The sequence below is a fragment of the Geoglobus sp. genome (genome assembly GCF_054018175.1).
Genome location: NZ_JBPLZQ010000009.1, coordinates 1 through 23,374 on the forward strand (window position 1 = coordinate 1; position 23,374 = coordinate 23,374).

Sequence of the window (23,374 nt, forward strand, 5' to 3'; positions counted from 1 at the left end):
CCTCGCTCACACCAAAATCAAAATCAATAATCCCCAATCTTTCAATCCCTTCAAGGTCTGATTTTAACCTCCGGTAATATTCCCTCAGATTCATTTAAAAAGCTTTCTTCTCTCTTCTTTCATTTAAATACTGCAGCGAACCTCCGGTGATGCGGGTCATTTATAACGTCGTGCGACTTTTATTTCGGGGTTTGTTTTTCGATTGTGAATTTTTTACGGGTTTTTTTCTGAATCTAATAAAATCTGCCATGGAAGGGTTGGAGAATAAAAATAAACTGGCTCAATTTCAGGAAAGGAGGAAGTGAAAATTAAAAGTTTTTGCTATAAAAATAGCTGATAATATGATGTGCGACTGGATTTGCAGGTTCAGATTCTTGAATGAAACGGAATCCACAGCCAGAATCGATAAAAAAGCAAAGTTATCGTGTTCCGGTATGGGGCTGTCATGTCTGCATTGATATGGTGGAGCGGTCGGCAGGTATGAGACTGCACCTGAGCTGAGGGCTTTGACGTCTGCTCTCCCGTACACCTTCCCGATTTCGGGAAGAGTTGCATCGCTGAACAGCAGGGATGTCGAAAACTTTAAAGCCTTCCCGTATTTTTAGCCCCCATGAAAATACTCCTGCTTCACTCGGACTACATCGAGTATGAGGTCAAGAAGAAGACAAAACTTGCCGAACCGTTTGAGGGCAAGGGTGAGAGAGTAGATGAAGCCCTTGTGGTTTTCATTTCTGTCGAAAAAGGAGATACGGAAGACACAGCACTAAAAGCCGTTGAGGAAATAACCGACGTGGCCAGAAAGGTCAATGCCGAGAAGGTCGTTCTCTATCCTTACGCTCATCTCTCATCAAATCTCGCCGACCCTGAAACAGCCGTAAAGCTCCTCAAATTCATGGAGGAAAAGCTCTCCTCAGATTTTGAGGTTCACCGCTCACCGTTCGGATGGTACAAGGCCTTCAAAATTTCATGCAAGGGACACCCTCTCAGCGAGCTTTCCAGAGAGATCAGGGGAGAGGATGCTGAGGTAACCCAGGCGCTGAGGGACGAGGAGAAGGCGAAGAGCTACTGGTACATCCTCACTCCTGAGAAGGAGCTTGTTGAGGTTGAGAAATTCGACTTCAGCAACCACCCCAACCTGAAGAAGTTCGTGGACTACGAAATATCGAAGAGGAGAGCCGTGGATCGCGTACCACCCCACGTCGAGCTGATGAAGAGGCTCGAAATTGCAGACTATGAAGAGGCATCGGACAGCGGACACATGCGCTACTACCCAAACGGCAGGCTGATAAAGAGCCTGCTGGAAACCTTCGTGACCGAGAAGTGCATTGAGTACGGGGCGATGGAGGTGGAGACTCCGATAATGTATGACAGGGCACATCCCACGCTGAGAAAGTACCTGGAGAGGTTCCCGGCCAGACAGTACATAATAAAGGGGGATAAGAGGGACTTCTTCCTGAGGTTTGCCGCCTGCTTCGGCCAGTTTTTAATGACGTCTCAGGCCACGATAACCTACAGGCACCTCCCGCTCAAAATGTACGAACTCACCCGGTACTCCTTCAGGAAGGAGCAGAGAGGAGAGCTTGTGGGACTGAGGAGGCTGAGGGCCTTCACCATGCCCGACATGCACACGGTAGTCAGGGACATTGATGAGGCGAAGGAGGAGTTCTACAACCAGTACAAGCTGTCGGTGGAGGTGCTGAGAGAGATAGGGCTTGAGCCTGAAGATTATGAGGTTGCCATCAGGATAACCAAAGATTTCTATGAGGAAAACAGGGAGTTCATCCACTCGATAGCAGAAGTTCTGAACAAGCCCATACTCATCGAGATGTGGGACAGGAGGTTCTTCTACTTCGTGCTGAAGTTCGAGTTCAACTTCGTCGATGCGCTCGACAAAGCCTCTGCCCTATCAACGGTCCAGATTGACGTGGAGAATGCGGAGAGGTACGGAATTACCTACGTGGACTCAGATGGCAGGGAAAAGCACCCGCTCATCCTGCACTGCTCTGCGAGCGGTGCGATTGAGAGGGTGATGTACTCCCTGCTTGAAAAGGAGTACATGAAGGCAGAGGAGGGAAGACTCCCAATGCTGCCCGTGTGGCTCTCCCCAACGCAGGTCAGGATAATTCCGATAGCCGAAAGGCATCTCGAAAAGGCAATGGAGATTGCGGAAATTCTCAGAGCCAACAGAATAAGGGCGGATGTCGATGACAGGGAGGAAACCACAGGTAAGAAGGTGAGGGATGCCGCAACCCAGTGGATACCGTACGTGGTGGTCATAGGAGATAAGGAGCTGGAGAGCGGAAGGCTCAGCGTCACCGTCAGAAAGGAATCGACCAGAGAAAGGCAGAAGAAGGTCGAGATGACTGTGGAGGAGCTGATCGAAGAAGTCAAGAAGGAGTGCGAGGGCAAGCCGTACAAGCCACTCCCCATGCCCGTGCTGCTGTCAAAAAGGCCATCTATGAGGTGATGTGATGGAGAAGAACGATCTCAAAACATTCTTACCCCTTCTCATGGGTGTAGTGGCGGGGGTCGTGTCCTACCTCATAACTGGGGACATGAGGACCAGAGACCCGTTCGGGATCCTCGTTCTGGTCATGGTGATCTACGTTCACAAGTTTCTCCTGCCGAGGTTTGGGCTCACCATAGAAACCAAGGACTGGCTCGGGATAAGCTTCCTGACCCTCGCAACCTGGTACATCTCCTGGACGCTCCTCCTCAACCACTGATGCGGAATCCTTATATTCCGCTCTTTTTTTGAGGGAGTGGATGTCTCTCAGAATCGCTGTTGTTGACAGGGAACGCTGTCAGCCGAAGAAGTGCAGTCAGGAGTGCGTGAAGTACTGTCCCAAGGTCAGGACCGGTGATGAGACGATAGTCATAGAGGAGAAGGCAGTAATCAGCGAGGAGCTCTGTGTTGGATGCGGCATCTGCATCAAGAAGTGCCCGTTCGGGGCGATTTCAATTGTGGGTCTGCCGGAGCAGCTCGAAGGGAGAGAGGTGCACAGGTACGGGAAGAATGGTTTCGTTCTGTACAACCTGCCAATTCCGAGGAAGGGACATGTCGTCGGACTGCTCGGGCCAAATGGAACCGGAAAGAGTACGGCTGTGAAGATCCTCTCCGGACAGCTGAAACCAAATCTCGGAAGGGATGATGCTGACTGGGATGAGATTCTGGACAGGTTTCAGGGAACCGAGCTCTTCGACTACATGAAGGCCATCGCCGACGGAAACGTCAGGGTGAGCGTGAAGCCCCAGTACATCGAGGCCATCCCGAAGGTTTACAAAGGGAAAGTAAGGGGGCTGCTGGAAAGGGTGGATGAGAGGAACGCTCTGGACGAGTACGTGGAGAAGCTCAACCTTGGTAACGCTATCCATAGGGACGTCAAGGACCTGAGCGGAGGCGAGCTCCAGAGGGTGGCGATACTCGCGTGCCTCCTGAGGGATGCGGACTTCTACTTCCTGGACGAGATCACGTCGTACCTCGACATATACCAGAGGATTGAGGCGGCCAAGGTGATTAGAGAGGTCGCGGAGAGGAGCCCGATTCTAATAGTCGAGCACGACCTCGCGATCCTGGACATGCTCGCAGACTACGTGCACATAAGCTACGGCGAGCCCGCTGTGTACGGCGTGATAACCAGCGCAAAGGGCGTGAGGGTTGGCATAAACCAGTACCTGAGGGGATACCTTGCGGAGGAGAACATAAGGATACGGGAGAAGGAAATCGAATTCGAGATATTCCAGCCCGCGGAGAGCGAAATCGAGGAAGTTCTCGTCGAGTATCCTGAATTCAGGAAGTCGTTCAGGGAATTTACACTCGAGGCAGACAGCGGGGACATCAGAAAGGGGGAGGTTATTGGTATCCTCGGTCCGAACGCCACCGGTAAGAGCACGTTCGTCAAGGTTCTTGCCGGGGTTCTGGAAGACGACGACGGTAAGGTTAAGCTCGACATAAAGGTGTCCTACAAACCTCAGTACGTGAAAGGAGATGTCAGCATGCCGGTAATCTCGTTTTTGAGGAGCATAAACCCTATGATTGACTCCTCCTACTACAGAACGGAGTTCATCAAACCCCTCCAGCTCGAAAAGCTCCTCGATAAAAACATCGACGAGCTGAGCGGAGGCGAGCTCCAGAGGGTGGCGATACTCGCGTGCCTCCTGAGGGATGCGGACCTCTACCTGCTCGACGAGCCATCGGCCCACCTCGACGTGGAGCAGCGAACGGAGGTGGCGAGGATAATCAAGAGGTTTGCGATGAACAACTCCAAGTCCGTGCTCGTCGTCGACCACGACATTTACCTGGTGGACATGCTATCCGACAGGGTGATGGTCTTCGAGGGTGAGCCAGGAAGGAGGGGCAGGGCGAGGAGGCCGATGAACCTCAGGGACGGGATGAACCTCTTCCTGAGGAACCTGGACATAACCTTCAGGAGGGACGAGGAGACGAAGAGGCCGAGGGTTAACAAGCCCGGTTCAAGGCTCGACAGAGAACAGAAAGCAGCTGGAGAGTATTACTACTACACGAGGGAGTGATAAAAGACAAAAAATTAGGCCTCGGCCTCAACCTTTTCTTCGGCCTTTGCGAGGGCCTTTTCTTCCACAATCTCCTTAGGCTCTCTGAGGACTTCTATCTTCCTGATCTCCACTCTCCTGAGCGGGTAGACCTTCTTCGCGTTCCTGTATATCTCGGCAGGTATCTTGCCCAGAATTGCCTCCTGAAGGAACTGGACAAAGTTGCTCTTCTTCGCGTTCTCCTTCACGATTTCGTTCATCACCTTTCTTATTGCCCTCTTCTGTGAGCTCTGGCACCTCTTGACAGTAAATGCGACACTCTTAACTCTAAGAACGTAGCCATCTGCGGTCTGCACGTCCACGATGTCCTCGATCTTGCTCGTCCTCCTCCTCGTGAGGCTGTTCAGGTAGTCTCTGGTGAGCTCGAACCTGTGGAACTTGGTGTATGCGTTCTCCCCGGCAACTCTGAATACCTTGAAAACCAGCTTCTTGTACGGGTTCTGGTTGGAGTAGTCGTTGGTGAGCTCAGCAAGCGTAACCTCCACGGTCCTGCCTACCACCTTGCTCTCATCGTCTGCTGGAGTGTACCCAACCTCTGCCATGCCGAAGTACTCTGGAGCGATGAGTGTGAACCACTTCTTCATCGTCCACTTATCCTTAACCCTTGTCTGCCTCTTTCTCCTCGCCATTTTAACACCCCTTATGGCTGGGAGTGCAGTGCTATTAATAAAGTTTTTGTGGAAACGGGATTGAGTGCCCCATGTTGGAAACGACAATTCTTTTATTGAGAGTATTCTGAATTGAGAGTGTGGATAGCAGTGAAGAAATAGTTCAGTTGCTCAGAAAAATACTGGATGTACTGGAGATAATAGAAAAGAAGCTCAATAACAGGGAAGAAGGTGCATCACGTATCGATCCATTTACCTTATTGGAACTCCCAGATAACCTAAGAACGACAATGATGGCACTTTCCAAGATTGGGAGCGGAACTGCGTCTGATGTTGCGAGATTAACTGGAAGAGGAAGGGCAATAGAGAGCCATTACCTGACAACTCTCGTCAAGATGGGGTATATTAAAAAGCGTCGGGAGGGGAGGAGGGTGATATATGAGATATGAATCTTCCGGCTTCATCCTATGGTTTGCGTACACTGCATTTTTGCTATCGTTCCCAAATTTTGGCCCAGTCTCTTTATCTCTTCTCGAAAAAACTGGTTATGATATGCTCACATTCTATTCAATGTTTTTTGTTTTCCATATCGGGGGTATAGTTTTTGCAGCCACGTTTTTCGATAGAATTAAAGACAGGAAAATTATTATGCTTTTACTGGCAGCAGGAATAGCGTTCTCCACGATTATTACAACTGTACATCTATCTTTTATTTCTCTGGTTGGCTTTTTAATGGGGATTTTTATAGTTGCAATTGGAAGTTTTTATGCTCGCTTTGTCCGACCATGGTACCGGGGAAGGGTCTTGGCCACGGCTGCTGCAATGGCAAATCTGTATGTCTTTTACCTTGTGTATGTTGTTGGAAAACTTGAGATGATGGTTTTACTTTGTATTTTGCCCTTGTTGTTGATTGTTGTGGCAGACATTCCTGAGTTTGAAACCGTAAATTCGAAGATGAACCACTCCTTTATTTCCTTTTCACTTCCAGTTTTTGTTTTTTACCTTTTAGGAGGTGTTATGTATGGAGTTATGGAACCAGCATTTAGGGAAGCTGGTATACAAACCCATGTTCTGTTTTATGTTGTGTTCGCTGCAGTTTCAGGTTACCTTTACGATATTTTCAGCAAAAAAGCTGTCGCAGTGGTTGGATTACTCGCATTATGTGTCTCAGTTCTTATGTTTCCAGAGAATCTCGTGATGTCTTCCCATCTGATCCAAGCTTCTTACGCATTCATAGATGTCTTCGCAACTGTAATTTGGGCAGACCTCAGCAACTATGGATCTGAAGCGCGACAGTATGGCGTCGGCCTCCTTTTCATAACTACTCCTATTTTAATGGGGTATTTGCTTTCGTGTACTGGGCTGTATGGGGTCAATACGGTATTGGTTATGATCCTTCTTTTGCTGTCCGCGTTCCTCATTGGTGTTTCCAAAGAACCGTCCGTTAGTGTTGAAGACTACCTCAGGTGGGTTTCAGGGGGGTGGAGAAAGTGATAGTTGGTATCCATTCTTTTAAAGGTGGCACTGGAAAGACCTTTCTGGCCACGAACCTGTCATATATTCTCTCGAAAAAATTTAAGGTTTGTCTGATTGAGCTCGATCTAAAAGCACCAAGCCTGAGCAATTACTTTGAACACGACAAATATGTTAATGACCTGCTGGTCAACGGTGGAAGGGTAAAGGACTTCATATATCAAGTTAATGATTACCTATGGGTTCTTTTGGCGTCACCAGAGATTCAGCATATAAGAAGGGGCATTGCCAGAAAGGATCATGAATATCTGCAAATTCTGACAAGGCTTGAGGGTGTGATCAACGAGCTTAAGAAGATTGGCTATTCATTCATTGTGCTTGACAATTCTCCCGGTCTTGACTATATGGCCGTGAATTCCATGCTCTTAAGTGACATAATCCTTTTCGTGGTAAGACCCGAAATGGATGATTTGAAGGGGCTGGACATGCTGTTTTCAGTCTCCAAGAACATTGAAAGGCCAAAATACGTTATTGTCAACAGAGTCGTTAGAGATATTGAGTTGGATTATCCTGTATTAGGAGAAATTCCCTGTAGCTGTGATGTCACAGCAGATCTTCCTTTTTTTGTCAGTTTAAATCCTGAACACATCATATCTAAAAAAATCTCGAGCATCGCAGGGAAGCTCGTCGAACTGGAAAGGGTGAGGTCTTCTGACTGAACCCTCCTCTAAAGCTTATTTCAGCAAACTCCATTGCCAACCTTATTGTTTAATTGTTGAACACAGAAACATTTATATTTACATTATTTATCTTGACTCAATGGGATAATCACACCTCCATCGGGATTGGCTCCAGGGGTGAGTTTGATGGGGAGACGCCACAGGAAAGGAGCAAAACCTGCGGTTATTGTGTTGCTGATTGTGTCAATCGTGTATCTTGTAAGTCCTTCAATGGCTGAGACAGTGGTAAATAATTGCACTGTAATTGATTCCCCGGGGTACTACGTGCTTACGGCTGACATACTCGACAATTCTTCGGGTGTCTGCATAAACATCACGGCGAGCGATGTTGTTTTTGACGGGAACGGGCATTTAATAGACGGCACCAATGGCTGGGATACGTACGGGATCTACGTTTACAACTCAACAACCCGGCTGGAAAACGTAACAATCAAGAACGTAAACCTGACGGACTGGGACTACGCAATTTACCTCAACAACACATTAGATGTAAAATTGGAAAACATAACGCTGGAAGCGAACTATGGAATTCACATCCTCAACTCAGAAAACCACACCGTTGAAAACAACAGCATATACATTTACGAGGATGGGGTATACGTGGAGGGATCAGCTAACGTTACGGTGAGAAACTGCAGCATTGACACGTGGGATGGATATACTGCAGTTGATGTAATATACTCGGACAGAGTGAGTATAATCAACAACACCATAAACTGGGATTCTGGCAATGATGAGGCAATTTACTTCGATTATACTAACAACAGCACCATTTCAGGCAACACCATCTCAGCTGGAGGAGATGATGCAATAACCCTGAGCTACACCAACGACAGCGTTATCACGGATAACGAAATTAGATACGCAAACGGGGATGGAATTGAACTCTACAACTCTCACAGGAACAGGATTGATGGAAACATCATAGAGGACAACAGCAATGGAGTAGTGATCAGGGATTACTCAAGCTACAACGTTGTAGCCAACAACACGATAGGAGGTAACGATGAGTACGGGATAGAGGTGACTTCGAGCAACAACACCATCTTCAACAACACCATTTACTGGAACGGATACGATGGGATAAAGCTGTGGTATTCGTGGGGAAGCGGTCCGTGCTCAAACAACACGATCGAACAGAATGAGATATACGAAAACGGGGATAGCGGAATAGATATCGATTCTGATACCTCGAACAACATCCTGAGAGACAACAGCGTCCACGACAACGATGAAGGAGGTATAGAAATCTATCAGTCACCGAACAACGTTCTGAGGGAAAACGTTCTGACCAACAACACCTTCGAAATTTCTGGCAGAAGCCTTTCACACTACTATCAGGATATCGACACCTCCAACACGGTGGATGGGAGACCTGTTTACTACCTCGTAAATCAGAGCGGAGTAAAGATTGAAAACGTGAGCGCAGCGCTGATAGCTCTCGTTTCGTGTGATGGCGTTACTGTGACGAATTCGGACGTGACAGGAAGTGAAACGGGGATTCTGATTCTCAACACCACGAACTCGGAAATCCTTGGGAACAGAATTCACGAAACGGGATACGGGATATATTTAAAGTTCAACTCCAATAGAAACACGATAAGCGGTAACGATATCCACGATAACAGATACAGCGGCATATACATCTACGACTCGCCAAACAACACCTTCAGAAACAACGCTTTAACCAGCAACTCTGGGTTCCACATCATCGGCAGTACGGTTGACCAGTACAACCAGAGCATAGACACGTCGAACACCGTCAACGGTAAGCCGGTCTACTACCTCGTTGAGGAAAGAGATGCCACGCTTGAAAACCTTGACGTCGGCTTCCTCGCTCTGATTTCCTGCAGCAACATCACCGCGAGGAATATCAACATCACCTCGGGCAACTACTTTGGCGTTCTGATGGTGAACACAACGGATTCGCGGATCGAGTCGAATTTGATCAATAACAGTGACATGTATGGGATTTACATGGAATTCGGTTCTGAAAACAACACTGTGAGGAGTAACGAGATCGGCTACTGTTACTACGGTGTAAAACTGGAAGGCACTCAAAATAACGTTATCAGCGATAACAGCATACACAACAATTACTACGGAATTTATCTGGACGATGCTTCCAACACCACTGTGAGCGGCAACACAATATACAACAATACGTATGGTATCAGGGCGTACTCCTCTTCGGACATCACAATAAGCGGAAACAACATCTACGAGCATGAGGGATCGGGTTGGTCTGACGGATACGGAATATACATCTGGAGTAGTTCCAATTTCGTAATAAAGGAAAACGACATCAGGGATAATGACAGAGGATTGTATATTAAATACTCAAGTGGAACGGAGGTAACCAGAAACAACGTAATCTTCAACAACTACGGAATTTATCTGTACGATTCGGATAACAACATCATCTACCTTAACAACTTCATTGCCAACACTTACGACAACGTAAGAAGTACGGGCTCGGACAACATCTGGAATTCGACTGTAAAGATAACCTACACCTACAACGGAAGGCAGTACACGAACTACATGGGCAACTACTGGAGCGATTATGCCGGAAGCGATGGTGATGGAGACGGGATCGGCGACACGGCCTACAGCGTGGATTCCAGCGACAGAGACTACCACCCGCTGATGCAGGGATGGGAGGAGTACTTCGAGCTTTACCCAACATACAACATCACAGGCTACCTCTTCTACTCTGGCAACACCACCAATGCCGAGTTCTGGGTTGCTGCGTTCGACCACATACCCGGGGTTAGCGATGAGCCTGTAGCGGAGACGATAATCACAGACCTCTCTCAGCCATTCACACTGAAGGTCAGGAACGGCACATATTACATCCTGGCTGCTGCAGACCTCAACGGAAATGGCAATCACGGAGATGAGGGCGAGCCAACCGGATTTGCGATAAACGTCACAGACATGAACGCAACGCCCATAGTCATCGACGGAAGAGACTTCACGAACGCTAACATAACTCTATTCGAGCACGTCAGACCTTCAGTAACCCTGCAGATCAACAAGAGCGAACTCCACTTCGAGTACAACGCCACAACCGGAGAGTGGAACACAGAATATTTGAGAATCAACGCAACCGTTTCAGACCTGTCAGGAATAAGCTGGCTTAGGGTGTGGATACCGTACAATCAGACCGTTGATGTGCTGAATTACACCGCAACCCCAAGCAACCTGCCGAGATCTTACGACTACACGGCAACGGTGGAGCTAACAAAACAGATGTCACACTATGTGGTGGTTATGGCGAGAGATGCCCTTGGCAACTTCAACATGACCTATCTGGTGGTTCCGGCCGAAGTTGAGGTGAACGAGACTGTGGAAAACGGCACAAAAGAGGTATTACAGCTTGCACCGTTCCTGTTGGCCGAAGTCGAATCCAATGAGAGCTCGGATGGTGTGGTGAACCTGACAGTCGAAATGTCGCCGCTCAGCTCCACGTTCAACGTACCACCACCTGCGCAGAGGGCATACTACATAAACCTGAGCGGAAACCTCGAGAACGTAACTTCCATGAGGTTCATAGCAGTTTACAGCGTCTCTCCACCATACGTCTATATGTGGAACAAGTCCTCGCAGAGCTGGGAAGATCTCATGACCCTCGGCTGTGTTGAAATCGACAGAGAGAACTCCACGATTGCAATCGATCTGACGAAGCTCGCAGAACTCAGAGGGGTTGCCCTCTCCGAGCTTGTAAGCGATCCTCTGTTCGCCTACGCACAGTATCCGGAGCTGGCAGTTGTAGGAATAAACGCACCGGGTTCGATGACCGCAGGGAATACATACACTGTGACGGTTAGCGTTTCCAACACAGGCAGGGTAGATGCGCAGAACGTCGACATTGCCCTTAAGGTTAACGGAAACACCATCTGGATAAAAACAATTCCGCAGCTAAACGCAAGCGAGACTAAGACAGTGGAATTCTCGTGGAAGCCATCATCGGCTGGCACGTACACCATAACAGCGGTCGTCGATCCAGACAACGTTTTCAGTGAAGTTGACGAGAGCAACAACACGATGTCAATTACTGTCAGCGTTAATGCCGAGAGCAAGTCAACGACTGGCGGATACTCAGCTGGAGGTGGCGGTGGAGGATACTGGGTCACTCCAACGCCAACCCCAACACAAGCACCTATTGAAACCCCCGAACCTGTAGCCACAGAAACGCCAGAATCCAAACCATCGCCCACACCAACCACAACTTCTGAAATTAAACCGACCCCAGAAGCAACAGAAACACCAGTTCCAACTATGGAAGAGGTGCCAACCAAACTGGAAGAAAAAAGCACTCCTGAATCAACGCCTACTACAAAAAAGAAGGGATTCCTTGAAATACCAGGTTTTGAGATAATATTCGCCATTGCCTCACTTGGAGCAATAGTGGTTGCTATGCGCAAGTGACGCCATCCATTCCCCCTTTTTTAAATTCAGGCCAAATTCAAGAAAATTTTAATAACCCCTTCATTTGCCCATATTCATGCTTCCACCCAAATCAAACTTCTCCGAGTGGTATCACGAGATAATCCAGCAGGCTCAGATAATGGACATAAGGTACCCCGTCAAGGGACTTTACGTCTGGTTTCCGTTCGGGTACAAGCTCAGAAACCTCGTTTACGGAAAGCTCAGAGAGATAATGGACAGGGAACACGACGAGGTTTACTTCCCCGCGTTAATCCCGGAGACCGAACTCGGAAAGGAGGGGCAGCACATAAAGGGGTTCGAGGACGAGGTTTACTGGATAACTCACGGCGGGCTCGACGAGCTGGACGTGAAGCTCGCACTGAGGCCGACGAGCGAAACTGCCATGTATCCCATGTTCAAGCTCTGGATAAGGAGCCATGCTGACCTGCCGCTTAAGGTTTACCAGGTCGTGAACGTTTTCAGGTACGAGACCAAACACACAAGGCCGTTAATCAGGCTGAGGGAGATAACGTCCTTCAAGGAAGCTCACACCGCCCACAGAAACTACGAGGAGGCTGAGGAGAACGTCAGGAAGACCATTTCTGCATACAAGGAGTTCTACGACTCACTTGCAATCCCCTACCTTGTCATAAAGCGCCCCGAGTGGGACAAGTTCCCCGGAGCAGACTACACGATAGCCTTCGACACGATAATGCCCGACGGCAGAACCCTGCAGATTGGAACAGTCCATCACTTAGCAGACAACTTCGCGAGGACGTTCGACATCAGGTACGAGACCCCGGATGGAGATCACGCCTACGTTCACCAGACGTGCTATGGCATATCCGAGAGGTGCATAGCCTCGCTCATAAGCATACACGGGGACGACGTCGGTCTCGTGCTGCCGTTCGACTTCGCCCCGCACCAGATCGTCGTAATCCCGATCCTCTACAAGGGGAAGGAAGAGCTCGTAATGGGACTCGCGAACAGCGTTTACGAGACACTGAAGGGCATGGGCTTCAGGGTAATCATGGATGACAGCGACGACAGGCCCGGGGCAAAGTACTACAGATGGGAGCTCTTCGGCGTGCCGATCAGGGTGGAGATAGGTCCGAGAGAGGCCGAGAACAGCGAGGTGGTCGTGTCTTTCAGGGACGAGAAGGTGAAGAGGAAGGTCCCGGCTGACGAGCTGACCGAGGAGAGAATACGGGAGTGGGGCAGGGAAATGCATGAGAGGCTTAGAGAGAAGGCGCACAGGGAGATGGTGGAGAGGATAAGGTACTTCGACGACCTGAGCGAGATCGCAGAATGGGTCGGAAAGGGTGTGGCTTTCTTCCATCTGTGCGAAAGCCTGGAGTGCGGTGAGAGGGTTGAAGACGAGGTAAGCGCGGGAGTGCTTGGACAGCTCGTCGAGATTCCCGAAGGGATTGACGTGAGCGAGAAAGGGCAGTGCATTGTCTGCGGGAGAGAAGGAAAGCTGAACGCGATAGCAAAGAGCTACTGATCGTTTTTGTCTCCCGGTTTTACCTTAATTATCGTTATGCAGAGCAGCAGGTTTACCAATTTACAGGGACGAATTTCAGATTTTTGTCCCACCACACTGCGACAAATCGCAGAATGTCCCCCGAAGCTAACACCACCCCTCATCGCAGGGCTCACGCCAACTCGGGATGGCTGACCGTTCGGGGCTGTCCCATGTCGGGGTTGCCCTGAAGTCATCGAGAGGAGCATTTGCTCCCGCTCGTTCAGGGACCATGCGACACGGTGTAACCCCAACGCTTGCAGGGAGCTTCATCGCAAGCCTTGCTTTCTCCACCCCCTCCCCGGTTGGGGCAGTAAAAGTGTAGCACTCGAAGTGTAATAAATGTTGTCTCACCGGGAGTGTTATCGCAAACTATTTCAATTTAATTAATCATTTAAAAAACATGGAAATCGAGGTCATAGAGCTGACAGACTCTTTCAGGCTGTACAGGATCGGCTTCGTGAACTACTACGTCTATTCTGGCGAGAGGACGGTTCTTATAGAGACCGGGCTCACCTGCACTGCGAGCAAACTTCTCGAGGAGCTTGACGAGGACGTGGACTCAATCTTCGTTACGCACGCCCACTTTGACCACATCACGGGCCTTTCTGTCCTGCTCGAACAGTACCCGGACGCAGAAGTCGCTGGGCACAGGGGAATCGCGAGACTGCTCGAGAAGGAGAAGCTTGTGAATTCATGGTTCTCTGACGACCTGGAGGTCTGCGGAGAAAGGTATGACGGGGAGGGTCTGAGAGTAGATGTGACAGTGGGGGAGGGTGACGAGTACCACGGTCTCGAGATTTACGAGGTCCCCGGGCACTCCCCGGACTCGGTGGTGCTGTACGACAGAAAGGAGAACGTGCTGATCGTATCGGACTCCCTCGGATACTTCACGTCATCAGGCAGAGTCGTTCCGCTGTTCTTCTACAGTTACGAGCAGTACCTGAACTCAATTGACAGGATAGCCCGCTTCAAACCCAGCGTCCTCGGGCTCGGGCACGTCAGGTACTTCACGGGCAGGGAGTGCGATAGGGCAGTCGAGAGGGCGAGGATCGAGACGGAGAGGTTTGCTGAGATGATAAGGTCCGGCGCAGACGACGAGGAGATAATGAACAGCTTCGTGGTGGACGAGCTGAAGTTCTACCCCGAAAAATCGATGATGGCGTCCGCAATGCTGCTCAAGAGGAGGGTGCTCGAGTCATAGCTCCTTTTTCGAGAGGTACTCCACCACACCGGGAATGTCGGCGATGATCGTCGAACTCCTCACGAGGAGAGAGTGTGCAATTCCGTACGAAATGTTCCCCGTTACCATCGAGATCAGAAATGCAGAGCCGCTCTCGAACACGCCCATGCCCGCCGGGGTGAATGGTGTGAACATCAGCAGTGTCGCGAGCGGCTGGAGGAGGAACGCCTGCAGGAACGTCGCGTCAATGTTCAGGGATCGAAACAGAAAGTACCACTGAAAACCCACGACAGCCCAGCCTGCAAGGGAGATCGCGAAGATGAAGGGCGCGTGGCTCTTGGTCATCCTCGCGCTCTTCCTGACCTCCTCCAGCCTGTCTATTCTGGGAGGGATGTCGGACCAGAGGTATGCGATCGCACCCAAAGTGAGCGCGGCGGGGATTATGATTGTGAGGTAGCTGTCCGAGGAGAGCAGGTAAAAGATCGCAAGGCTCGCTCCGAGTATCTTGACCACCATCTCGACGGCCTGAAACGAGAGAATCGCGCCCAGGATCCTGCTTCCGTCCAGCCCGTACCTCCTCGCCAGAGCCGGGATTGCGAAATACCCTGCCCTTCCCGGAGTGAAGTCGCTGGCTATCATTCCGGCGTAGTGGAGCCTCAGCACTCTGAGAAACCCCACCTCCTCGCCCATCCTGACGAGAAGGTAGTGGATCCTGTAGGCCAGAAGCACGTTCAGTGCGGTGTATGACAGAACGGCGAGGAGAAACATCAGGGGGTCCGCGGACAAAATGTAGGCGACGGAGTCGCGGAACATGAAAATCACAAGCGCGATGATCGCCAATCCTGCCGCGATCCTGAGAGCCGACATCAGCGAACCTACTATCTGCGTGATAAAAATGTAGTGTCGGAAAAACTTCAAATATCCCTCACCACAAGTCTGCAGGAGATGATAAGCGTCATACTTCCGGCATACAACGAAGCAGAGAGACTCGAGAATGCATTTTACAGGCTGAGGGACTACATGGAGTCCAGTTTCAGCCAGTACGAGATAATAATCGCAGAGGACGGTTCTGATGACGGTACAGACGTCGTGGCCAGCAGAATTGCCGAGAGGTACGATTTCGTCACCCACCTGCACAGCGACGAGCGGCTCGGAAGAGGAAAAGCGCTGAACAGGGCGATAAAGAATGCAAGGTACGAGTTCGTGATGTACATGGATGTCGACCTATCGACGTCTCTCAGGCACGTGAAGGAAATATATGAGGCGCTCAGAGATGGATACGACATAGCCATTGGCTCGAGGCTGATGAAGGGAAGCAGGGCGAAGAGGCCCGTTTTCAGGGAGCTTCCCTCAAGGGTTTACAACACCCTCGTGAGGACCTTGCTCGGTTCGAGCATAAGAGACCATCAGTGCGGATTCAAGGGGTTCAGAAAGAGCAGGATAGTGCCAATTCTCGACAGAATCGAGGATAACCACTGGTTCTGGGACACGGAGCTCCTCGTGCTCGCCCAGAGGGAGGGGCTGAGGATCAGGGAGATACCCGTGGAGTGGAGTCACGGCGGCGAGTCCAAGGTTAGCGTGCTCAGCGACAGCGTGTACATGTTCAGGAACATTCTCAGAATGATGCGATGAAGTGCAGGGTGTGCTTTCACGAGCTCGACGAGGAATTTGACTTCTGTCTCAGGTGCGGGAGCAGGAACCTCATCTCCGCAGGCGTTCATGCAGGGGAAGGGGTGTCCCTGATCTTCGTGGGAGACTTCAGGAAGGTGCTGACGTTCAGGGAGTACGACGAGTGGGAGAGCAGAAGAAACCTTTACGAGGCCATCTGGGAAAAGCTGCACAGAAAGAGGGCAGACGAGGTCGTCGTTTCCGGAACGAACGTGGAGAAGGTCGCCGCTGCGGAGAGGATGCTCAGGCTCACGTCGTTTTACGGCGCGAAAATCCTCACGTCCGAGCCAATGGGCCTGGAAGAATTTGCAGAAAAGCTCGAAAGCTTCGTCAGGGCCAGGAATAAGCTCGTAAAAGTGAACATTCCTCCAGACGAGAAGATAGGCGGTTCGCACTCCACGATAATCGGTGGCAGGGAGGGCAGAGAGTACGTCATGAGGATTGCGTCATCTGAATATGTGAAAAAGGTCGTCCCGGGAGTTATAGAGAACAGGGGAACTGCTGCGGGGAGCGTTAGGCTGAAGCTCACGAGGTGCGACGACAGGGGCAACGTGAGGGCACTGCTCATACACGGTGGTGCGGTCCAGCAGATTCACGTGGTGACCACTGCCAGAAACAGGGAGGAAGGAGAGGTGGTGCTGAGGATTCTCAGATCACTTGTTTAGGTCCCTGTCGTGGGCCCACACCTCTCCGTCCACGTAGACCTCCTTCTTCCACACTGGAAGTCTGGCCTTGAAGAGCTCCACTGCCTTTTGGAGGGGTTCCCACAGGTCCTTTCTGTGCTCCGCCATCACCACCACGTAGACGATGTCCTCGCCCGGCATTAGCGTACCGACCCTGTGGTGGATCCTGACGCCTCTCACGCCCTCGTACCTGAGGATCTCGCTCTCGATTTCCTCCCTCACCCTGTCAAAGATTTCGTCGTACTTCTCGTACTCGAGCCTCACAACCTCTTTGCTCTCGGAGATTCTCCTAACGAATCCCACGAAGACCCCGATCGCTCCACAGAATTCCGCACCCTCGCTCTCCTTGAGCTTCCGGATTATGCTCTTCAGGGTTTCGCAGTCCTCGGCCTTTTCCGCGTCTTCAGCACTCTCCACCTCTGGAATGAAGATTCCGAGGTTCGCCACCTCCTCCCTCATGAATCCGCTGAGCAGAGCGTAATCGTACCCGAGGTCAGCGAGAATTTCGAGAACCTCTCTGAGGTTTACCGGACTCACGGAAAACGTGGTGGATCTCTCTCCGAAGACGACCTTCTCCTCACCTCCACTCCCCTTCTCAACCACGATGACTCTTCCCTTCCTGCCGAGCTCATCCTTTATCCTCTCAATGTCCCGGCCAACCAGACAAACCTTCATCCCAGCGTCACCTCAGGTTTTCAGCCTCACGTCTATCCCGCACGCGAACTCATTCACAAGCTCAAAGTCGATCTCAACTCTCCCGTCCTCGATCCTGATCACTGCGCAGCTTGACGCCGACAGTCGCGGCCTGGTTGGGCTTCCCGGACAGGCGACAACCACGTCACCGAATTTCTCGACCACGAACCTGTGGATGTGTCCGAAGACGAGCAGATCAACTCCCAGCTCCCTCGCCCTGTATCCGAGGTCGTGGAACTCGTTTAAGAAGTTTCCCCTATGAGTCACCCCAATTCTCACACCATCTACCTCGAAGACCTCCGTTTCGCTGAGTTTCTCCCTCACCTCCGCAGCGTCGCTGTTCCCGTAAACTCCAACGAACTCGTACCTGCTTTCGAACTCGTCCAGAACCTCTGGGGTCACGTAGTCTCCCGCGTGAACAACCATGTCAGCAGAATCCATCAGCGTGATGAGTTTTTCTGGCAGCTCTGCAAACTTCTCGACGTGGGTGTCTGACACGGCAACGATCTTCATAAATTGTAGAGAGTGTCAGGGGGAATAAAAACTATTCCCCGCTCTTTCTGAGCCTGAGATCGCTGGCAAACCACACAACACGCTGTGGGAACGGTATCTCTATTCCGTTTCTTTCGAGCTCCACCTTGATCCTGTTGAGAAGCGCCATCTTCACGTCATACCACACGCTAACCGGTGCCCACACCTTGACCACGAGATTCACCGCGCTGTCTCCGAGACTGTCGACGAACACGACCGGAGCAGGGTTCTTCAGAACGAACGGCTCGTCCTCGACGACTCTCTTAACGATCTCCACCGCCCTGTCGGCATCGTCAGAGTACCTTATGCCTATCGTGTACTCGAACCTCCTCGCAACATTTGCCACGTAGTTGGTTATCTTCGACGTGAACAGCTTCTCGTTTGGAATTCTCACGTACAGCCCGTCGTACGTCCTGACCACGGTTGAGATTATGTTTATGTCCTCCACGAAGCCCGCTATTCCGTCAACGTTTATCTGGTCTCCCAGCTTTATCGGCTTCTCCCAGAGCAGGAAGAGTCCGGAGATGAGGTTCGCCACGACGCTCTGGCTGGCAAAACCAATGACGATACCCGTTATGCCTCCTGCAACGAGCAGTCCGGACAGGTTGATTCCCAGCATTGGGGATATAGAGAGAAACGCGACGAGGAGTATGGCGAGGTTCACGACCTTAAGCAGGATTTCGAGCTGATCCTTCTTGAGCTTCTCCGACAGGGCCCTCCTGAGGTTGGAGGTGGCGAACCTCGCGATCAGGACGGCGAAGAACATCACGAAAAACGCTACTGTGAAGTCGTAGAGGGTCACTTCTCCATACAGCGTGAGGTCGAGCACGTCTATCATAGTCCCCACTCCATGAAGAACTTTTTTGTGAGTCCGGGAACTTTCCTGGGAGTGAAAATCTCGACCGACTTTCTCATCCCGTCTCTGAGCGGATAGAGTATGAACCTCGTTTCCGCAACTCTCTTCGAGAGGATCTCCATTTCGGCGTTGGAAAAAACGAGGTCGTCGCTGTAGTATATGCTCATCAGATAGACGTTGAAGACAGCCCTGCCCACGTTTATCCACTCGTTTTCCGTGTTTCTGATCTCGAGCCTCATTATGCCCTCCTCGAGGGGATCTGCCTCGGGCATCGAAAGGTGTGGATCGCTCTCCCAGTACCTGCATATGATCCCGTTCCTCGGGTCCCCGTACAGAGTGTACTTTTGCTTTGCAAAGCTGAAGACATCTATCAGCTCGATGTCCCCCTTACCCGTGATGAAAACGCCAATCTCCACGGGAAACTTCAGAAAGAAGGTCTTTCTGTATTTAGGCTCAACCACAACTGGCCTTCTGAAGGAGATCTCAAGGTGGTTGCACACCTGCTTCGGAAGGTTCACCGGCTCAACCGGGTTCACCACAGCCTTTCCCCTTTTCGAAACTATCAGCCTCTCGACCACACTTCCGCGAAACTCTCTTGTGTACACGTAGTGCTCCGGGTGTCTTTCCAGAGTTATCCTGACCCCTTTCTCCGAGATTTCCAGCTCGTCAAGGTCGTATATGCCGTACAGGCCCATGCTCTCCCTCACAGACTCACACCGACAAACTGGTGGAACACGAGTATGGACGAGAGGACCATTACGAGAGAGTGCTTCAAACCCGACTTCAGACTACCCGAACCCATCACACCGGCAACGAGTCCGCTGAAGAGACCGTTGAGCAGGGTGGCGTGATAGAACATCGTGGTGAGCATTTCCGCGTCGGGGAAGGTAAATGTCTGGCCCGTGAACGACTGCGGCACCTCTATGTTACCGAAAACGTTTATGAAGTTCTGATTGAGCACGACGACCGTGAACAGGAACACAGCGAAGGTTATGTAGACTATGACCGTGTAGACGAACATCTCGTTGGCGATCCTCTTCCTGAACTCCAAGTACATCTCGGCATCCGAGGCGGCGGTGAATATGGCCGATTTGACGTTGTCCGTGGCCTCAAGTGCCTTCACGAGGATGGAAACGACCTTCGACACAACGTTGCTACCAATCCTGTCCTCAAACCTTTCGAGAGCCTCGGTTATCAGCCTGCCCCACTCTATGTCCTTTCTGATGTTCATGACCTCCTTCGTGAGTGCTCCCAAGTCTGTAGTGGAGAGGACCTTCAGTGCGGCAACGAGAGTAAGTCCGCTCTCGTTCAGGCTGCCGAGCTGCTTCAAAAACTCGGGGAGCTCGTTTTCCAGCTTTTTGAGGGTGTATGTTCTGTACTCGTAGAGAACTATGTAGGGCGTCAGAACGACCGCCATCACCAGCCCGAGCACGGTTTCGAGTCTGTAACTGCCCCACATCAGTGCGACCAGAACGATACAGGCTGGCAGCGTTATGAGGAGGGTGTACTCCGGGTTCCTCAGCAGTCCGGACAGATTCATTCTGTGTTTCAGGCTCACAACCTTCGATCGCAGGAGTGACAGAACATCGTTCCTGACCCTGTATGCCCCGGACCTCCCGTTGCTGATCACCCTTGCCCTTACGAACACGGGAGTCCTGCGCTCTGCAACCCATCCCGCCGATTCTGTTCGCATCATGGACATGAGCAGCCATATGAACATGACTCCGCCGAGGGGTATGTAGCCGTAGACTATCACCTTGGAGATCGTGTCAATGCTCTCACCCATCATCCCCATGACGACGAAGACTATGAGGGTGAAGAGGGGTGCGACAACGAAGAGCGAGACGTAAACCTCCGCAAGGATCTCGAGGGAGTTTATGAAGATCTCGTGGTACCTCTCCCTCTCCTCGATGTAGTGGGATGACTTGAACTCGAGAAACTCGCTGAGCTTTCCACCTCCCTCGACAACGCTGATCATGTCCTCTAAGAACTCAGCCAGCTTGGGGGATGGTGTTGTGTTCGCAACGTACCTCATTGCGGAGATTATGTCCCTGTGAAAAACCATGATCTCTCTCACGATCACTGAGAACTCCCTTCCAACCTCCCCCGTAACCGCTCGCTCCTCGGCCACGGTTTTTATGATCTCCAGGAGTGGAGTGCCACCTTTTGACATCCCGAGCATTATGTTCACCACGTGTGGTAATGTCGCCTCAATCTTCGACCTCCTCTGGGATGCGACCAGTCTCGGTTAGTTGAGTATGGCCCACCTCACGGCGAGGAGCATTGCTGCCGTCAGTGCTATTGTGGAGAAGACCTCGATGACGAAGACGTCGGGCTTCTGGAACGAGACCTAGATGGGGATGCTGCCGAGGCCGTATAACTCTGGGGGTAGCTCACCGGAAACGTACAGCATGTAGTAGTAACCTACGATCTGCGAGACGAACAGTGAAACGAGGACGTAGAGGGGAAGCAGGATCAGGGAGTAGAAGAACGCTATTGCGAGGTACCTCGGCACGGATACCGGAATTCTCGCTGAGATCAGGGATTTCTCAAGTCCGCTGTATCTGCTCCTCTTTCTCGTGTATCTCTCCCTGTAGTACCTGACGATGAACTGCGGGACCCACAGCTCGAACCTCGGCTCAAGTTTTCCCAGCGCTCTTTCGATCACTCTCTCAAACGCCAAGCTCATACCTCATCCCTTCTCTGACTATGAACTCGAACGTCTCCTCCCTGTTTCTGTAGTAGGACTGTATCATGTGGGTCACCTTGACGAAGTCCCTGATGTCCTTTTTGTCGAGGTACCTGAGGAAGTTGGCGCGCCTCTCCAGCTCCTTCAGCGTTTCGTCGGGGTCCTCTCCTCTGAGGAGGGAAATCTTCTCGAGCTTTTTCGACGGGTTAACGAGGTAGTACGCGTCCTCGTGAGGTATCCACCGGTAGACTTCGTTGATTAGAAGGTTCTTGTCGTTGGGGTCTATGCCTATGAACTCGTAGACGCCCCTCGCCCTCCTCTTCCTGACCCCCCCTTTCATCCACTGGGTCTGTATCGTGACGATATCGAGAAACTGCATCATGCTCCTGGGGATGTTCAGGGGTTCGCTCTCGAGCCTGTAGATAACCTGATGGATGTCACCTGCGTGCAGCGTGGAGTAGGCCGCATGCCCGGTTGACATCGCCTGAAACAGCGTCTGGGCCTCAATACCTCTTATCTCTCCGACGACGATGTACTCGGGCCTCTGTCTGAGAGCAGCTTTAAGCAGGTCGTACATCGTTATCGACTTCTCGTCTCCACTCGTAACCTCCCTCGTAACTCCCGCTATCCAGTTCTCGTGCTTCAGCGCTATCTCCCTCGTATCCTCTATGGATATGACCTTGACGTCCGGGGGGAGGAACATCAGGATGGCATTGAGCGTCGTCGTCTTTCCCGCTGCCGTCTCACCTACAACCATCACATTCAGCTTGTTTTCCACGGCGAGCCAGAAGTAAGCCATCTGCTCTGGAGTGTACGTGCCGAACCTAATCAGGTCGATCGGTGTCAAAGGTTCCTCCGTGAACTTTCTGATTGTGAAGCTCGATCCCCTCGGAGTGATTTCAGTACCGTATGTAGCCTGAAGCCTGCTACCGTCAGGCAGCGACGCGTCCATGATCGGGTTCCCGTAGCTTATGTGCTTCCCAGCGATCTGCACGAGGGCCTGCACGTACCTGTCGAGCTCCATCTCGGAAAACGTTATGTTGGTTGGTATGTTTCCGTACTTTTTGTGGTAAACGTAAACGGGAATATCGTAACCGTCACAGCTTATGTCCTCAATGTAAGGATCGTTCATGGCCCCGTCTATCGGGCCGAACCCGATGAAGTCCCTGAAGAGGTAGTACAGGAACTTCAACCTCAGGACGGGGTCGATGTCCACGCTGAACTCCGTAAGAATCTGCTCGAATGCGTCCAGAAGAATCCTCTCCTTCTGCGAGAGGTCCATGGTGATGTCCTTGAGTATGAGTATGTTGCCGAGCTCGAAGTATATGTTCTCGAGAATCTGAAACTCGTCCACGGTTAGAGTGGGTTCGAGGAGAAGGTACTTTATTCCGGCGGTATCTCTGTCCCTGATAATGCTAACGCCAACAACGGGCTTGTAAATCCAGTACGACTCTATAATTTCTCCCTCCTCGGGAGAGTCAAAATCCTCGATCACCTGCTCCGGTGACAGCTCTTCCACAAAGTACCTGCTCAGGAGATGATAGTACTTTGTCTGCATACGCTGACTTCTATATATGGAAAACTATTTAAGCGTTTTCAACTTACATGGTGCTCATTATTGTCATTAACCAATCTCGCGTACACGCTCTGGTGAGGGGGAGTGAGCAGGGGGGCACTGCGTGAGTCACAAACCATAGAAATCTGGGAGGGGCGCTTCTGTCT

General features: G+C 51.1%; 20 protein-coding genes. 11 read left to right on the plus strand and 9 right to left on the minus strand.

Annotation, left to right across the window (positions count from 1 at the left end):
• Nucleotides 1-610: 610 nt before the first annotated feature.
• Genes ACXJJC_RS00665 through ACXJJC_RS00675 form a run of 3 tightly spaced genes read left to right on the plus strand, consistent with a single transcriptional unit; the run spans nt 611 to nt 4,533 of the window.
• A complete protein-coding gene (locus ACXJJC_RS00665) occupies nt 611-2,467 on the plus strand; it encodes a threonine--tRNA ligase (RefSeq protein WP_456368577.1) in 1,857 nt (618 codons plus the stop codon).
• Nucleotides 2,468-2,471: 4 nt separating this feature from the next.
• Complete coding sequence (locus ACXJJC_RS00670) at nt 2,472-2,726, plus strand: EMC6-like membrane protein (RefSeq protein WP_456368579.1); 255 nt, start codon at nt 2,472-2,474, stop codon at nt 2,724-2,726.
• A gap of 40 nt (nt 2,727-2,766) precedes the next feature.
• Nucleotides 2,767-4,533: a ribosome biogenesis/translation initiation ATPase RLI gene (locus ACXJJC_RS00675; protein WP_456368581.1), complete on the plus strand. Its 1,767-nt coding sequence runs from the start codon at nt 2,767-2,769 to the stop codon at nt 4,531-4,533.
• Between the two features lie 14 nt (nt 4,534-4,547).
• On the opposite strand, the gene ACXJJC_RS00680 is transcribed toward ACXJJC_RS00675, so the two are convergent.
• Entirely contained in the window at nt 4,548-5,201 is a 654-nt protein-coding gene (locus ACXJJC_RS00680) for a 30S ribosomal protein S3ae (protein ID WP_456368583.1), read from the minus strand.
• A 119-nt stretch (nt 5,202-5,320) separates the two neighbouring features.
• On the opposite strand from ACXJJC_RS00680, the gene ACXJJC_RS00685 reads away from it, so the two are divergent.
• From ACXJJC_RS00685 to ACXJJC_RS00710, 6 genes are all read left to right on the plus strand, one after another.
• Nucleotides 5,321-5,629 (plus strand): helix-turn-helix domain-containing protein, encoded by a 309-nt coding sequence (locus ACXJJC_RS00685; protein ID WP_456368585.1) that lies wholly within the window; start codon nt 5,321-5,323, stop codon nt 5,627-5,629.
• Nucleotides 5,619-6,674 (plus strand): hypothetical protein, encoded by a 1,056-nt coding sequence (locus ACXJJC_RS00690; protein ID WP_456368587.1) that lies wholly within the window; start codon nt 5,619-5,621, stop codon nt 6,672-6,674. Before ACXJJC_RS00685 ends, ACXJJC_RS00690 begins: the two co-directional genes overlap by 11 nt.
• Nucleotides 6,671-7,372, plus strand: coding sequence for a ParA family protein (locus tag ACXJJC_RS00695; protein ID WP_456368589.1), 702 nt, complete (start codon nt 6,671-6,673; stop codon nt 7,370-7,372). The genes ACXJJC_RS00690 and ACXJJC_RS00695 overlap by 4 nt, the downstream gene beginning before the upstream one ends.
• A 147-nt stretch (nt 7,373-7,519) precedes the next feature.
• Nucleotides 7,520-11,827 (plus strand): NosD domain-containing protein, encoded by a 4,308-nt coding sequence (locus ACXJJC_RS00700; protein ID WP_456368591.1) that lies wholly within the window; start codon nt 7,520-7,522, stop codon nt 11,825-11,827.
• A 76-nt stretch (nt 11,828-11,903) separates the two neighbouring features.
• Entirely contained in the window at nt 11,904-13,331 is a 1,428-nt protein-coding gene (proS, locus tag ACXJJC_RS00705) for a proline--tRNA ligase (protein ID WP_456368593.1), read from the plus strand.
• Nucleotides 13,332-13,752: 421 nt separating this feature from the next.
• On the plus strand, nt 13,753-14,553 hold the full coding sequence (locus ACXJJC_RS00710; RefSeq protein ID WP_456368595.1) for an MBL fold metallo-hydrolase: 801 nt from the start codon (nt 13,753-13,755) through the stop codon (nt 14,551-14,553).
• On the opposite strand, the gene ACXJJC_RS00715 is transcribed toward ACXJJC_RS00710, so the two are convergent.
• Complete coding sequence (locus tag ACXJJC_RS00715) at nt 14,548-15,399, minus strand: lysylphosphatidylglycerol synthase transmembrane domain-containing protein (protein WP_456368597.1); 852 nt, start codon at nt 15,397-15,399, stop codon at nt 14,548-14,550. The genes ACXJJC_RS00710 and ACXJJC_RS00715 overlap by 6 nt on opposite strands.
• 78 nt (nt 15,400-15,477) lie before the next feature.
• Here ACXJJC_RS00715 and ACXJJC_RS00720 point away from each other — a divergent pair, with 78 nt between their 5' ends.
• Together ACXJJC_RS00720 and ACXJJC_RS00725 are read left to right on the plus strand one after the other, a co-directional pair.
• Entirely contained in the window at nt 15,478-16,164 is a 687-nt protein-coding gene (locus tag ACXJJC_RS00720; RefSeq protein WP_456368599.1) for a dolichyl-phosphate beta-glucosyltransferase, read from the plus strand.
• The gene (locus ACXJJC_RS00725) at nt 16,161-16,865 is read left to right on the plus strand and encodes a DUF2103 domain-containing protein (RefSeq protein ID WP_456368601.1); all 705 of its coding nucleotides are present in this window, start codon (nt 16,161-16,163) and stop codon (nt 16,863-16,865) included. The genes ACXJJC_RS00720 and ACXJJC_RS00725 overlap by 4 nt, the downstream gene beginning before the upstream one ends.
• Here ACXJJC_RS00725 and ACXJJC_RS00730 read toward each other — a convergent pair.
• From ACXJJC_RS00730 to ACXJJC_RS00760, 7 genes are all read right to left on the minus strand, one after another.
• Nucleotides 16,854-17,558 carry a molybdenum cofactor biosynthesis protein MoaE gene (locus tag ACXJJC_RS00730; RefSeq protein WP_456368603.1) on the minus strand — a complete coding sequence of 235 codons (705 nt, stop codon included), beginning with the start codon at nt 17,556-17,558 and terminating at the stop codon, nt 16,854-16,856. The genes ACXJJC_RS00725 and ACXJJC_RS00730 overlap by 12 nt on opposite strands.
• 12 nt (nt 17,559-17,570) lie before the next feature.
• Nucleotides 17,571-18,089 carry a metallophosphoesterase gene (locus tag ACXJJC_RS00735; protein WP_456368605.1) on the minus strand — a complete coding sequence of 173 codons (519 nt, stop codon included), beginning with the start codon at nt 18,087-18,089 and terminating at the stop codon, nt 17,571-17,573.
• Nucleotides 18,090-18,120: 31 nt separating this feature from the next.
• Nucleotides 18,121-18,945, minus strand: a complete 825-nt coding sequence (locus tag ACXJJC_RS00740; RefSeq protein WP_456368607.1) for a mechanosensitive ion channel family protein — start codon at nt 18,943-18,945, stop codon at nt 18,121-18,123.
• Nucleotides 18,942-19,670 (minus strand): DUF432 domain-containing protein, encoded by a 729-nt coding sequence (locus ACXJJC_RS00745; RefSeq protein ID WP_456368609.1) that lies wholly within the window; start codon nt 19,668-19,670, stop codon nt 18,942-18,944. The genes ACXJJC_RS00740 and ACXJJC_RS00745 overlap by 4 nt, the downstream gene beginning before the upstream one ends.
• Complete coding sequence (locus ACXJJC_RS00750) at nt 19,667-21,145, minus strand: type II secretion system F family protein (RefSeq protein ID WP_456368611.1); 1,479 nt, start codon at nt 21,143-21,145, stop codon at nt 19,667-19,669. Before ACXJJC_RS00750 ends, ACXJJC_RS00745 begins: the two co-directional genes overlap by 4 nt.
• A gap of 168 nt (nt 21,146-21,313) precedes the next feature.
• Nucleotides 21,314-21,646, minus strand: coding sequence for a hypothetical protein (locus ACXJJC_RS00755; protein WP_456368613.1), 333 nt, complete (start codon nt 21,644-21,646; stop codon nt 21,314-21,316).
• Nucleotides 21,636-23,210, minus strand: coding sequence for a type II/IV secretion system ATPase subunit (locus ACXJJC_RS00760; protein WP_456368615.1), 1,575 nt, complete (start codon nt 23,208-23,210; stop codon nt 21,636-21,638). The genes ACXJJC_RS00755 and ACXJJC_RS00760 overlap by 11 nt, the downstream gene beginning before the upstream one ends.
• Nucleotides 23,211-23,374 lie beyond the last annotated feature (164 nt).